At 38.9% G+C, this 13,447-nt stretch carries 8 protein-coding genes and 1 tRNA gene; 2 read left to right on the forward strand and 7 right to left on the reverse strand.

Annotation, left to right across the window (positions count from 1 at the left end):
- Position 1: 1 nt before the first annotated feature.
- From nrfD to IWC72_RS03020, 3 genes are read right to left on the reverse strand one after another with little or no spacing between them, the layout of a single operon-like run.
- Positions 2-1,753 carry an NrfD/PsrC family molybdoenzyme membrane anchor subunit gene (gene nrfD, locus IWC72_RS03010; RefSeq protein ID WP_194524769.1) on the reverse strand — a complete coding sequence of 584 codons (1,752 nt, stop codon included), beginning with the start codon at positions 1,751-1,753 and terminating at the stop codon, positions 2-4.
- 35 nt (positions 1,754-1,788) lie between these two features.
- Positions 1,789-4,947 carry a TAT-variant-translocated molybdopterin oxidoreductase gene (locus IWC72_RS03015; protein ID WP_194528772.1) on the reverse strand — a complete coding sequence of 1,053 codons (3,159 nt, stop codon included), beginning with the start codon at positions 4,945-4,947 and terminating at the stop codon, positions 1,789-1,791.
- 33 nt (positions 4,948-4,980) lie between these two features.
- Entirely contained in the window at positions 4,981-6,348 is a 1,368-nt protein-coding gene (locus IWC72_RS03020) for a c-type cytochrome (RefSeq protein WP_194531068.1), read from the reverse strand.
- 236 nt (positions 6,349-6,584) lie between these two features.
- Here IWC72_RS03020 and IWC72_RS03025 point away from each other — a divergent pair, with 236 nt between their 5' ends.
- Positions 6,585-6,956: an SPOR domain-containing protein gene (locus IWC72_RS03025; protein ID WP_194524771.1), complete on the forward strand. Its 372-nt coding sequence runs from the start codon at positions 6,585-6,587 to the stop codon at positions 6,954-6,956.
- Between the two features lie 35 nt (positions 6,957-6,991).
- Here IWC72_RS03025 and infB read toward each other — a convergent pair whose 3' ends face one another.
- From infB to rimP, 3 genes are all read right to left on the reverse strand, one after another.
- The gene (gene infB, locus IWC72_RS03030; protein ID WP_194524772.1) at positions 6,992-9,883 is read right to left on the reverse strand and encodes a translation initiation factor IF-2; all 2,892 of its coding nucleotides are present in this window, start codon (positions 9,881-9,883) and stop codon (positions 6,992-6,994) included.
- A gap of 121 nt (positions 9,884-10,004) precedes the next feature.
- Positions 10,005-11,237, reverse strand: coding sequence for a transcription termination factor NusA (gene nusA / locus IWC72_RS03035; protein ID WP_194524773.1), 1,233 nt, complete (start codon positions 11,235-11,237; stop codon positions 10,005-10,007).
- A gap of 16 nt (positions 11,238-11,253) precedes the next feature.
- Positions 11,254-11,715: a ribosome assembly cofactor RimP gene (rimP, locus tag IWC72_RS03040; protein WP_194524774.1), complete on the reverse strand. Its 462-nt coding sequence runs from the start codon at positions 11,713-11,715 to the stop codon at positions 11,254-11,256.
- A 192-nt stretch (positions 11,716-11,907) separates the two neighbouring features.
- On the opposite strand from rimP, the gene IWC72_RS03045 reads away from it, so the two are divergent.
- Positions 11,908-13,281: a cation:proton antiporter domain-containing protein gene (locus tag IWC72_RS03045; protein WP_194528773.1), complete on the forward strand. Its 1,374-nt coding sequence runs from the start codon at positions 11,908-11,910 to the stop codon at positions 13,279-13,281.
- Positions 13,282-13,332: 51 nt separating this feature from the next.
- Here IWC72_RS03045 and IWC72_RS03050 read toward each other — a convergent pair.
- Positions 13,333-13,404, reverse strand: a tRNA-Gln gene (locus tag IWC72_RS03050).
- Positions 13,405-13,447: the final 43 nt, after the last annotated feature.

A 13,447-nucleotide genomic window follows, 5' to 3' on the forward strand; every position in this document is an offset into this window, starting at 1 on the left:
GCTATTGTTTCTTATTGTTTAATAATTTTGCCTGACCGGCCCAATCGTCTCTTTGCGCTCTACCTGGAAAAGATTCCGTTATTGAATCCAACAAATCATACTCTCTATTGGTCATTCTACCAACTTGAGCGAAAGTAAATATTCCAATTCCATTAAGAGTTGCTTCCATTTGTGGACCTACACCTTTAATTTCTTTAAGGTCATCAGCCGTTTCTTTAGTAGCATCAAATTTACCTATAGTACCCAAAAGTTCAGATACACTTTCAGTCGTATCTTGTTTTGGTACAACCTCACCCATCAACACATCATCAGTAATAACCTCTTCTTTTGCTTCAGTAGCAGTCAATTTTGTAATGGTATACAATGGCTTACCTGCATCTCTTAATTTCTTATACTTACTTCCTGAAGATTTCAAGATAGATTTAACTTCCGCCTGAGCAATTACAGGGAACGTTCTAGCATAAAGAAGGAACAACACAAAGAAAAATCCTATAGTACCAACAAAGATTCCTATATCTACAAATGTTGGAGAGAACATTGTCCAAGAAGATGGAAGGTAATCACGGTGAAGCGACGTAACGATAATTACAAAACGCTCAAACCACATTCCTATGTTCACCACTATTGAAATTGCAAATGAAAACATAATACTAGTTCTCAATTTTTTGAACCACATAAACTGTGGAGAGAATACATTACATGTCATCATTGACCAGTACGCCCACCAGTAAGGTCCGGTAGCTCTATTCAAAAATGCATATTGTTCGTATTCTACACCTGAGTACCATGCCATGAAAAGCTCGGTTATGTAGGCACAACCTACAATAGAACCCGTTAACATGATAACAATATTCATCAATTCAATATGTTGTACAGTAATATAAGCTTCCAAATGACATACTTTACGCATGATAATCAAAAGCGTATTCACCATAGCAAAACCAGAGAAGATTGCCCCAGCAACAAAATATGGAGGGAAAATTGTGGTATGCCATCCCGGAATTACCGAAGTAGCAAAGTCAAACGATACAATTGTGTGCACAGAAAGTACAAGAGGGGTAGCTAAACCAGCTAATACCAATGAAACTTCTTCAAAACGCTGCCAATCTTTTGCACGACCGCTCCACCCAAAACTTAATAAACCATATATTTTCTTTTGAAAAGGAAGAATAGCCCTATCACGTAACATGGCAAAATCAGGAAGTAAACCTGTCCACCAGAAAACCAACGATACAGATAAATATGTTGAAATTGCAAATACATCCCAAAGTAATGGAGAGTTGAAGTTTACCCAAAGTGAACCAAATTGGTTGGGAATAGGCAATACCCAGTACGCCAACCAAGGACGCCCCATGTGTATAATTGGAAAAAGACCCGCCTGAACAACAGAGAAAATAGTCATTGCCTCCGCTGAACGGTTAATAGCCATTCTCCATTTTTGACGGAACAACAAAAGTACCGCTGATATCAAAGTACCGGCGTGACCAATACCTACCCACCAAACAAAGTTTGTAATATCCCAAGCCCAGTTAACAGTCTTGTTCAAACCCCATGTTCCAATACCTGTGGAGACTGTATACACTATACAACCAATACCCCAAAGAAATGCTATTAAGGCAATGGAAAACACAATCCACCAATGCTTATTGGCCCTACCCTCAACTGGAGCGGCTATATCCACACTAACATCGTGGTAGCCTTTATCCCCAATAACTAAGGGCTTTCGTATAGGTGCTTCGTAATGCGACGCCATATAATTCTATTATAGTTGTTTACTTAAATACGATTTTATGCTTCGTTTGTGTTTCTTACCTTAACATGGTAGAACACATTTGGCTTAGTTCCTACATGTTCCAATAAATGGTACATGCGATTGCTTTCTGCTAATTCAGAAACTTCACTTTCCTTATCATTAACATCACCAAAGATTATAGCCCCTGTGCTACATGCAGAAGAACAAGCCGTCTGAAACTCCTCATCTTTTACAAGACGACCATCTCTCTTAGCATCTAAGATAGATTTTTGAGTCATCTGTATACACATTGAACATTTTTCTATAACCCCTCTAGAACGAACATTAACATCAGGATTCAATACCATCTTGCCCAAATCATTGTTCATATGATAATCAAACTCATCATTGTTGTTATACAAGAACCAGTTAAATCTACGCACTTTATAAGGGCAGTTGTTAGCACAATATCTCGTACCTACACAACGGTTATACGCCATATGGTTTTGACCTTGACGGCTATGTGATGTAGCAGCAACCGGACAAACTGTTTCACACGGCGCATGATTACAGTGCTGACACATTACAGGCTGAAAAGCTACTTGTGGATTAGCTGCCGGATCTTCCAATTCACCAAAACCACCTAACGAACCTTTATCACCAGATAAGCCATCAAATTCTTCCTTCTTAATATTATCACCCTCAAAAGTATCTTCTGAAGAATAATATCTATCGATACGCAACCAGTGCATATCTCTACTCTTTCTTACTTCTTCTTTACCTACCACAGGAACATTGTTCTCTGCATGACAAGCAATAACACAAGCACCACAACCCGTACAAGCATTTAAATCGATAGACATGTTAAAGTGATGACCGATAGTACGATCAAAACTATCCCACAAATCAACAGAAGTTGCAGGCACCTCTTGGTGATCTAACGAAACCTGAGGTTGAGGATTCCATTCTGCATGATCTTTTGTATTGAATATCTCTAAGGTAGTTTCCTTGATAATATCACCCCTACCCATTAAGGTCTTATGCAACTGAATACACGCAAACTCATGCATTCCAGAAGCTTTTTCTATAGTAGCAGCTTGTACGCTGTTAAAATCTTGATATAAAGGATATGCATTAACACCTGTCTGCATTTCGGTTTTCATACCTACTTTTCTTCCATAACCTAAAGAAAGACCTATAGAACCGATAGCTTGACCTGGCTGAATAATTACAGGAACATTGCTAAGAGCAACCCCATTAACAGTCACATTTGCATAACTACCATCTAAACCACCATTAGCTACATGCTCGTTTACAAAACCTAAACGCTCAGCATCCGCTTTAGAAACAGTAACATAGTTATCCCAAGACACCCTTGTAATAGGGTCAGGAAATTCTTGCAACCAAGGGTTGTTTGCCTGCTGACCTGCACCCATACCTGTTTTAGGATACAATGTAAGCTCAACTCCACCACCACTTGTAGCGTTTACAAGACTATTAATTGCCGTAGCAATAGGAATTCCCGCTTGCGCAGCAACTTCCTCAGCCACATTTGCCTCAACAACCTCTTTATCTACTTCAACCGAAGCAGTATTTTCAGGATCAGCATCAGAAGACATAGCCATACCCGAAGCAGAATAAACCCCATCATGTAGCGCTTTATTCCAATCATTTCCAGCCAATATCGACTGAGACCATGTTTCTTTTACATATTCGTAATATGATTTATCACTACCTATCCATTTCAATAAAGCAGTCTGAAACTGTCTTGTATCAAAAAGCTCTTTTATAGTTGGTTGAACCAAACTATATTGACCTTTCTTTATCTGAGTATCACCCCATGACTCTAAGAAATGATTAGCAGATGCTGTATACTGAGCAACTTCTGTAGTTTCATTCCAATTATTAGAAAACACAACTGAAAGATCTACTTTCTCAACACCTTCTTTAAAATCTGCTGCATTTGGCAACGTATACATAGGATTGACACCATCAACTAACAACGCACCAACTTTGCCCGCTTTCATATCAGAAATCAACTTCTGTACCGCCTTAACATTACCTTGCCTAACATAACGAGGAGAAGCTGCATCATATGCTTTACTTCCCAACATTTCATTGATAGCCAAAACAACTGTCTGGGCATTTATATCATCAAGACCTGTAACAACTACAGCTCCACTTTTATTTTTTCTTATTCGAGCAGCTACATCATCGATTGTTTTCTGAACATTCTCAGAAAGTTCACCACCAACACTTGTGCCATTCAACTTAGCATACAACTGCGCCAAAGCTATTTTTTGCTGCATCGGAGTCAAAGGCACACGCTTATCAGCATTAGCACCACTCAAGGTCATATTCGCCTCAAACTGCACGTGACGCGACATTTTTCCATTTTTAGGAATACGCCCTTTAGCATAGCCACCATCATAGTTACCTCCTTGCCAATCTCCTAAGATATCAGCCCCGAAAGAAACTATCAACTCTGCTTTTTCAAAATCGTAATCAGCTAATGCACGCTCACCATACTTCGCTTCGAAAGCACTGGCTGCAGCATCTTCAGAAATAGCATCATAAACCACATGATTTACATTACTATATTCCGCTTTTAAATCACCTATTAATCTATCCGTAGACGGACTCGCATAAGTTTGAGTCAACAAAGCAATCTGCTGACCTGAATTCTTAAGACTACCTAACTTTGCTTTTACAGCTGCATCTAAAACCGACCACTCAGTAGGCTCGCCATTCGCCATCGGTCCTTGCAAACGCGTACTATCATACAAAGACAATACGGACGCCTGAACCCTTGCATTAGCAGAACCCGCTACTTTAGCTTCTTTATTATTCTCAACCTTAATAGGCCTGCCTTCTCTTGTCTTTATAAGAATACTTGCAAAGTCAAAACCGTTTGCTATAGTAGTTGCATAATAATTAGCAACACCCGGAACAATATTTTCCGGCTGAACAACGTAAGGAATAGATTTATGCACAGGCCCTTCACAAGCAGCTAATGAAGCCGCCGCAGTGCTAAACCCAACATATTTAAGGAAATCTCTCCTATTAGTAGATGTAGCGGATAGACTTTCTTTATCACCCAAAAAATCATCTACTGGAATTTGCTCAACAAACTCGTTCTGTCTTAGCGTCTCAACAATGGAATCGTTCGGATTTAATTCCGCTTCGTTTTTCCAATATTTTTTGTTTGATGCCATACTTTCTATGTAATTAACTACTTTCTAGTTCGATTAATAATGACACTTTCCACATTCCAGTCCACCCATTTGAGCAGCCGTCAACTTTTCTACACCATATTTCTTGGAAAGCTCGGTATGGATTTTCTCGTAGTAAGCATTACCCTCTACTTTAATTTCTGTCTCTCGATGACAATTAACACACCACCCCATAGTAAGAGGAGCATATTGATACATAATCTCCATTTCTTCAACAGGACCATGACAGTGCTGACACTCTATTCCAGCAACACTTACGTGCTGAGAGTGATTAAAATATGCGAAATCAGGCAAGTTATGAATACGTACCCATTTCACCGGCTGGCTCTCACCTGTATATTTTTGATTCTCTTCATCCCAACCTACGGCCGCATAAAGCTTTTTAATCTCTTTATTATAGTCTACACCATACTCGCGCTTACCCTCTTCTAAGGTTTCATCTGCAACTTGATAAATTGACTTGTGACAGTTCATACACACGTTAAGTGCAGGAATACCGGAAGTTTTGGATACCCGTGCTGAAGAGTGACAATACTTACACTCAATTTTATTATCTCCTGCATGTATACGGTGAGAGTAATGAATGGGTTGAATTGGCTGATACCCTTGATCAATCCCAACTTGCATCATCCAACCATACGCGAAATAAGCACTACCCAACAACAAGAAAATAACCGTTACCAAAACCAAAAATTGATTTTTAGCAAAAGCCTTCCATAGCGGCAATCTTTTTTCCGATTCTTCAACCTCCAAAACAACCCCATTAGCCTCTGCTATTCTTCTTAGCGTTTTATTCACCAAGAACAACATTACAACCAACAGACCAAACACAAGAGCCAAAGCACCTAAAACAATTTCATTAGATATTCCGCCCGAAGCAGAAGCAGAAGCACCTGCAGCCTCCCCACCAGCAACAGCGGCCGGAGCAGCCGTTTTTGGCTTTGCAGCCGTATAAGCTAATATATTATCAATATCCGCATCAGATAATGTAGGGAAAGGTGTCATTGCAGCTTGATTATACTCAGCATACACCTTTTTTGCGTAAGCATCTCCCGAAGCAATTAAACCAGGACTATTCTTAATCCACCTATGCAACCAATCACGATCTAAACCTTCATCTTCAGACAACCTTGCTTCAACATTAGCCAAAGCAGGACCCGTCATCTTACGAGTTAGGGAGTGACAAGCCGCACAATTCTGATTAAATAACGCTTTACCCTTTGCAGGATCTCCCGCTGTATCACCAGAACCAGCCTCCTCTGTGGCAGCTTCGTCCGCAGAGCCACCGTCCTGAGCAGATATAGAAACGGAAAACAATAGTAAAACAAATAGAGTTAAACCTAAAACCTTAGAAATCGAATGGCGGTACGGAACCTTTTTCATATGAATCTTATTTCTATCGACATCTTGGCACGATAATTTCATTTATAGAAATACTTATATTAATTCTTATCAGTGCTAAAATCGAAGGCAAAAATACGTAATAGTCTTTATTTTGAAAATGTTAACGGATTGATAATTCTTAATTTATAACTATTCTAAATAATAAGGCATTCCGTTCATTACTTAGGAATAAACTACTTTTGTCTAAAATATTAAAACCCAATTATTTCACTACAATGAAGACATTTTTTGCACTCAGCCTCACTATGGCTTCTTTAACATTTGGACACGCCCAACAAGGCCAAATCAACGTTGAACAAGACGAAAAGATTACAGATTTAATCGAAATATATAAGACTTCGAACGAAAGTTCGGATTATTACCGCATTCAAGTCGGTTTTGGATCCTACAGTAAAGCTCAAAATATACAAGCTAATGTAGAACAAGATTTCCCTGACCTACCCTCTAAAATAGATTTTGACTCTCCCACATACCGAGTACGAGTTGGCCGGTTCAAAAACAAATTGGATGCCGAGAGAAAGTTCAACGAAGTCCGAAAAAAATATCCGGATGCGATGTTATTAAAACCAAAAAAATCGACCCGTTAAGGTCGATTTTTTTTGCTCTATATTATTTGAATATCTTATTTGGACTTCAACTTCTTCTTGACTTCCACTTCTTTGAAGGCCTCTACTATATCACCTTCTACTATATCATTGTAATTCTTAAGCTGAAGACCACAATCATATCCTTTGGCTACATCTTTAACGTCATCTTTGAAACGTTTCAGAGAAGTTAATTCACCTGTATAGACAACAACACCATCTCGTATAAGACGTATTCCCGCATTACGGAAAATCTTACCATTAGTAACCATACAACCAGCGATTGTACCTACTTTAGATATTTTAAAAGTCTCCCTAATCTCTGCTGTACCCGTAATTTCCTCTTTAATCTCCGGAGAAAGCATTCCCTCCATTGCATCTTTAAGGTCATTAATAGCATCGTAAATAATAGAGTACATTCTGATATCAATTTCCTCTTTCTCAGCAACATCTCTTGCATTACCCATTGGCCTAACATTAAAGCCAATAATAATAGCATCGGATGCAGAAGCCAACAACACATCAGATTCAGTAATAGCACCAACTCCTTTGTGAATAATATTTACCTGAATCTCTTCTGTAGATAATTTCTGGAACGAATCAGTTAATGCTTCAACAGATCCATCAACATCACCCTTCAAGATAATATTAAGCTCTTTAAAGTCACCTAACGCAATACGTCTTCCAATTTCATCTAAAGTAATATGGCGTTGAGTTCTAACGGACTGCTCACGTTGTAACTGCGAACGTTTAGTAGCAATCTGCTTTGCCTCTCTCTCATCTTCCAATACATGGAATTTATCACCTGCTTGTGGCGCACCGTCTAGACCCAAAATAGATATTGGTGTAGCTGGCCCCGCTTCTTTAACGCTATTTCCGCGCTCATCCTGCATTGCCTTAACCTTACCACTATTTGTACCAGCCAAAACATAATCCCCAATTTTAAGGGTTCCACCTTGCACCAATATTGTAGAAACATAACCACGTCCCTTATCCAAAAAGGCTTCAACAACGGTTCCGTTAGCCATTTTATTAGGATTAGACTTTAACTCCAACAACTCTGCTTCAAGCAATACTTTTTCTAGTAATTCCTTTACACCTTGACCTGTTTTTGCCGAAATATCATGAGATTGTATCTTACCACCCCAATCTTCAACTAACAAGTTCATTTGAGCCAGACCGTCTTTAATCTTCTCTGGATTAGCCGTTGGCCTATCCACCTTGTTTATTGCAAACACAATAGGAACACCCGCAGCTTGCGCGTGACTTATTGCTTCTTTTGTTTGAGGCATAATAGCATCATCTGCCGCAATTACAATAACTGCTATATCCGTAACTTGAGCACCCCTTGCACGCATAGCGGTAAACGCTTCGTGACCAGGAGTATCCAAGAAAGTGATTTTTTGACCACCTTCCAATGTTACTCCATAAGCTCCAATATGCTGTGTAATACCACCACTTTCACCTGCAATTACATTAGCTTCCCTAACATAATCCAGTAAAGATGTTTTACCGTGATCCACATGCCCCATTACCGTAACAATTGGCGCTCGTGATTCTAAATCTTCAGGAGCATCTGCTTCAACTTCAATAGACTCTTCAAGATCAGCAGTAACGAATTCAACCTCATAACCAAACTCATCTGCAACAATAGATAATGTTTCCGCATCAAGACGCTGGTTCATCGTAACCATAATACCAAGTGACATACATGCCGAAATAATCTCAGTAGTACCCACTCCCATCATAGTAGCAACCTCACCTACAGTTACAAATTCTGTAACCTTCAACACTTTACTTTCTAATTCTTGCTGTTCAAGATCTTTTTCAGTTTGTTGACGGTGTTGATCCCTTTTATCTCTTCTATACTTAGCGCCTTTACCCTTCTTAGATTTACCTTGCAATTTCTCCAAAGTTTCTCTAATCTGTTTTTGCACGTCTTCTTCAGTAGGCTCTACTTTTGGAGCTCCATAACGAGGATTTCCACCTCCGCCGCCTTTTCTAGCCGCCGGACCAGTACCGCGAGGCCTTGGAGCATTGCTCTTATTTCCTCCTCCAGTACCTGGACTACTAACTATACGTCTTCTACGTTTCTTACGGTCACCACTAGCGTCAGAACCTGTTTTAGGCTCTTCTTTCTTCTTTTTAGGCTTATTGAACTGAGAAAGATCAATCTTGGCCGTAATTTTAGGTCCGCTAAGTTTCTTGTATTTTGTAGTTAAGACACCATCGTCTTTTTTCTCCTCTGTAGATTCAGCCCCAGCTTCAACTTCCGGTTTTGCCTCCTCTACTTTTTCTGGAGCTTTCTCCTCTGGCTTAGCTTCAGTTGCCTTAGGAGCTTTAGGTGCCTTAGGTTTATCAACATCGATCTTTCCTATAACCTTAAGCTTTTTAATAGGCCTCTCTTCAACTTTTGGCTTCTCAACCTTAAGTTCTTCCTCCACTTTTTCAACCGGTTCAGCCTCTTTCGGCTTTTCAACCTCAGCGACAACTTCTTTTTCTACCTTCTCTTCTTTAGAAACAGGAGCGGGAGCAGGCGTATCTTTTGACTTCCTATCTGAATCAAGGTCAATTTTACCCACAGTTTTAGGACCCTGAAGCTCAACTTTACCGAGCAAAGTTTTTTCTTCTGCTGCAGCTGCACGTTTTTCTCTTGCCAAACGTCTTTCTTCTTGCTCTTGCTCTAATTGCAATCGCAAGGCCTCTTTTTCCTTTCGTTTTTCTTCACCTACTTCTTTAGAGGCGACTTTTTTGCTCTTATCGGTCTGAAATTCTCCTTGAAGCACTTCATAAACTTCATCAGAAATCTTTGTAGTAGGTCGCGCATCAATCTCATGCCCTTTAGAGGCAAGGAAATCAACAGCCCTATCCAAAGAAATATTAAACTCTTTGAGGACCTTGTTAAGCCTAATTTTTGCAATGTCTGCCATAAATACTTTCTCCTAATTCTCTTTAATCCTTGCTAATATATAGAACTCCAATAGGGTTTAACATCCTAACACATTAGCAGAATTTTCCGCTAAAGTATTAAAACCCGTGACGAGTTCATAGCTAATCTTCCAATTCTTCTTTAAGAATACGCACAACTTCAGAAATAGTTTCCTCTTCCAAGTCGGTACGTTTCACCAAATCGGCTACATCTTGCTCTAATATACTACGAGCCGTATCCAATCCTATTTTCTTGAATTCTTCAATAATCCAAGCATCAATTTCATCTGTAAATTCAGTCAATTCTACATCTTCCTCAACACCTTCTCTAAACACATCAATCTCATAACCAGTTAATTGACCAGCCAAACGTATGTTGTGCCCACCACGACCAATAGCTTTAGAAACTTCTTCCGGTCTTAGGTAAACTTGCGCAGTCATCTTCTCATCATTTAACTTCACGGAAGACACTCTTGCAGGACTCAAAGCCCTTGTCACCATTAACTGCGGATTAGCTGTCCAATTGATAACATCTATATTCTCATTACCTAATTCACGAACTATACCGTGAATTCTAGAACCTTTCATACCTACACAGGCCCCTACCGGGTCAATACGATCATCATAAGAATCAACAGCAACCTTTGCTTTCTCCCCTGGTATACGAACTGCTTTCTTAATAGTAATAAGACCGTCGTAAACCTCTGGAATCTCTTGAAAAAACAACTGCTCCAAGAACTTAGGGGAGCTTCTAGACATAATTATTGTTGGCTTACTACCTTTAAGTTCAACACTTTCAATTACACCTCGAACATTATCACCTTTTCTAAAGAAGTCAGATGGTATCTGCCTATCTTTTGGCAAAATAATCTCATTACCCTCGTCATCCAACAGAATAATTGCTTTGTGACGAATATGATGAACCTCTGCGGTATAAATCTCACCTTCAAGGTCTTTAAAATGCTTGTAGATGGTTGTATTATCGTGTTCGTGAATTTTAGATATTAAGTTTTGACGAAGTGCTAAAATAGCCCTTCTACCCAAATCTATTAACTTCACCTCTTCAGAAACATCTTCTCCAACCTCAAAATCGGGTTCAATTTTACGCGCTTCAGCTAATGAAATCTCTTCATTAGGTTCTTCTACCTCTCCATCTTCAACAACGATACGATTCCTCCAAATTTCCAAATCCCCTTTATCAGGGTTGATAATGATGTCAAAATTGTCATCAGAACCAAATTTCTTCTTAAGGGCACTACGGAATACATCTTCCAAGATGGCCATTAACGTTACTCTATCTATAAATTTGTCGTCTTTAAATTCCGAAAAAGACTCGATCAGTGCAATATTTTCCATTATGCTACTATTACCTTTAAAATTTTAAAATGACTTTTGCTTCTTTTATATCAGAAAAATTGATTTGTTCTTTTTTCTGAACTGTAACTTTCCCTTTTCCAATGGGTTTTGGCTCTCGTGCTTTCCACTCAAGCACAATGCCATCATTGGTCGTTTCGGTTAAATTTCCTTCAAATGTACTGGCTTCGGTTCGCACGGCGAGCTTTCGTCCAATATTTTTATTGTACTGCCTAGGCATGACTAAAGGTGATGCAGCACCTGCTGAAGCTACCTCTAACGAAAAATCATACTCGTCTCGGTCTATATTATGCTCAATTGCACGACTAATTTTCATGCAATCCTCTACAGTAACACCTTCATCACCATCTAAAACCACCTTAATGGCATTATCTAGTGACATCGAAAAATCGATTAAAAACAAAGACCCATCTTCTTCCAGGGCATCGTTCAAAAGGGCTTCAACCTTACTCTTCAACATAACATTTAGAAATAAAAAAGAGGACTAAATTGTCCCCTCATGAATACTTTTATATCCTTTCAGTCTTGCAAATATACGATTTTTTTGTTTCCCGCAATATCCGATTCATTTAAAGAGTTTTATATCATATCAATTCATATTAAATTAACGATTTAATAGTACTTTTAAAATAACACAACCAAATTATCAACCATGGAAATACTCTCTTCGTACAATATGATTATTGGCGCTTCTGCCATAGTCATTATCTCTTTTTGGTTTAATGGCATCTCTAAAAAAACCAATATCCCATCTGTACTTATGCTCATTGTCCTGGGCATAGCATTACAATTTGGCCTCAAGTACATTATGGGTTCTGAAATTGATTTTGAAAAAAACCTGCGTGGCACTTTAGAAATAATAGGCACGGTTGGATTGATAATGATTGTACTAGAAGCCGCATTGGAACTTGAGCTAAAGCGAGAAAAGCTTATCCCCATTTTAAAATCGATGGCAATTGCCTTACTTGGTCTTGTTGCTTCCGCCTGGGTTGCCGCACTTGTACTTTATCAATTTATTGATGGCATGACCATGCAATCTGCCTGGCTTTACGCTACTCCCCTTTCCATCCTGTCTAGTGCTATTATCATACCCAGCGTTAGCAGTTTAAGAGAAGATAAGAAAGAATTCCACATTTATGAAAGCACTTTCTCAGACATTATGGGTATCATGATGTTCTATTTCCTTACCGGAGGGCTAGACCCGGAGACCGATTCTGGACCCGTTGCTTTTGCTGGAAATATTGTACTTACCATTGTTATAGCTATAATTGCCAGTTACGCACTTGTTCTTATTTTTCAAAAAATAAAAAGCCAGGCTAAACAATTTTTATTAATTGCTGTCCTCATACTACTATATGCTATTGGCAAAAAGATGCACCTATCCTCTCTGATTATCATTTTAATATTTGGATTAGTAATTGCAAACGTAAAACTGTTCTTTCCTGGCAAGACCGCAATTTTTCTTGAAAAGGAAAAAATGCACCAAATTTTTCACGAACTCCATATTATTACCCTAGAAACCGCTTTTGTTGTGCGTACTTTTTTCTTTGTAATCTTTGGGGTCACTATTGTACTTGCTTCTTTAATGAGCTTGAATGTTGCCATGGTCAGCATTCTGATTATCGCTTCTATATATGTCATCCGATTTCTAATTTTACGAGTTTTTATAGGAAAAGACATCCTACCACAGGCTTTCATTGCCCCAAGAGGATTAATTACCATTCTATTATTTTATGCTATTCCTGTGGAAGCGGAAATTGCAGGCTTTGAATCCGGGATTTTGTTGTTCGTAATTATTGCCACAAGCTTAATTATGACTTGGGCCATGATTAGAGACAAAAAGAAAATGGGTACGATGTTAGATGAAATTGATGAAGAAATCTTAGCACGAAACGAAGCAGAAGACCAATTTCACCAACATGAGGCAGAAACTTCGGAAACCGAAATAGAGAATGAAATAACAAAAAACGAAGAAAACGTTTCTAGAGAGGCTGAAGACACCGAGCCAGACAATCTTTCTAAATAAAACTCAAACAAAAAACCCGATACTTTTCAGTATCGGGTTTTTAAATTTCTGTTGGCCTACTAGGACTCGAACCTAGAACGACTGTACCAAAAACAGCTGTGTTGCCAATTACACCATAGGCCATTACCGTAATTGCTGCCGAAACAAGTTCAGCGTTTGAGCGTGC

This window comes from Zobellia roscoffensis (assembly GCF_015330165.1).
GTDB lineage: Bacteria > Bacteroidota > Bacteroidia > Flavobacteriales > Flavobacteriaceae > Zobellia > Zobellia roscoffensis.

Coding starts and splice junctions, on each gene's coding strand:
- IWC72_RS03045 (WP_194528773.1), top strand. CDS start 11,908: ATGGAAATACTCTCTTCGTACAATATGATTATTGGCGCTTCTGCCATA.
- nrfD (WP_194524769.1), bottom strand. CDS start 1,753: ATGGCGTCGCATTACGAAGCACCTATACGAAAGCCCTTAGTTATTGGG.
- nusA (WP_194524773.1), bottom strand. CDS start 11,237: ATGGAAAATATTGCACTGATCGAGTCTTTTTCGGAATTTAAAGACGAC.
- infB (WP_194524772.1), bottom strand. CDS start 9,883: ATGGCAGACATTGCAAAAATTAGGCTTAACAAGGTCCTCAAAGAGTTT.
- IWC72_RS03025 (WP_194524771.1), top strand. CDS start 6,585: ATGAAGACATTTTTTGCACTCAGCCTCACTATGGCTTCTTTAACATTT.
- IWC72_RS03015 (WP_194528772.1), bottom strand. CDS start 4,947: ATGGCATCAAACAAAAAATATTGGAAAAACGAAGCGGAATTAAATCCG.
- rimP (WP_194524774.1), bottom strand. CDS start 11,715: ATGTTGAAGAGTAAGGTTGAAGCCCTTTTGAACGATGCCCTGGAAGAA.
- IWC72_RS03020 (WP_194531068.1), bottom strand. CDS start 6,348: ATGAAAAAGGTTCCGTACCGCCATTCGATTTCTAAGGTTTTAGGTTTA.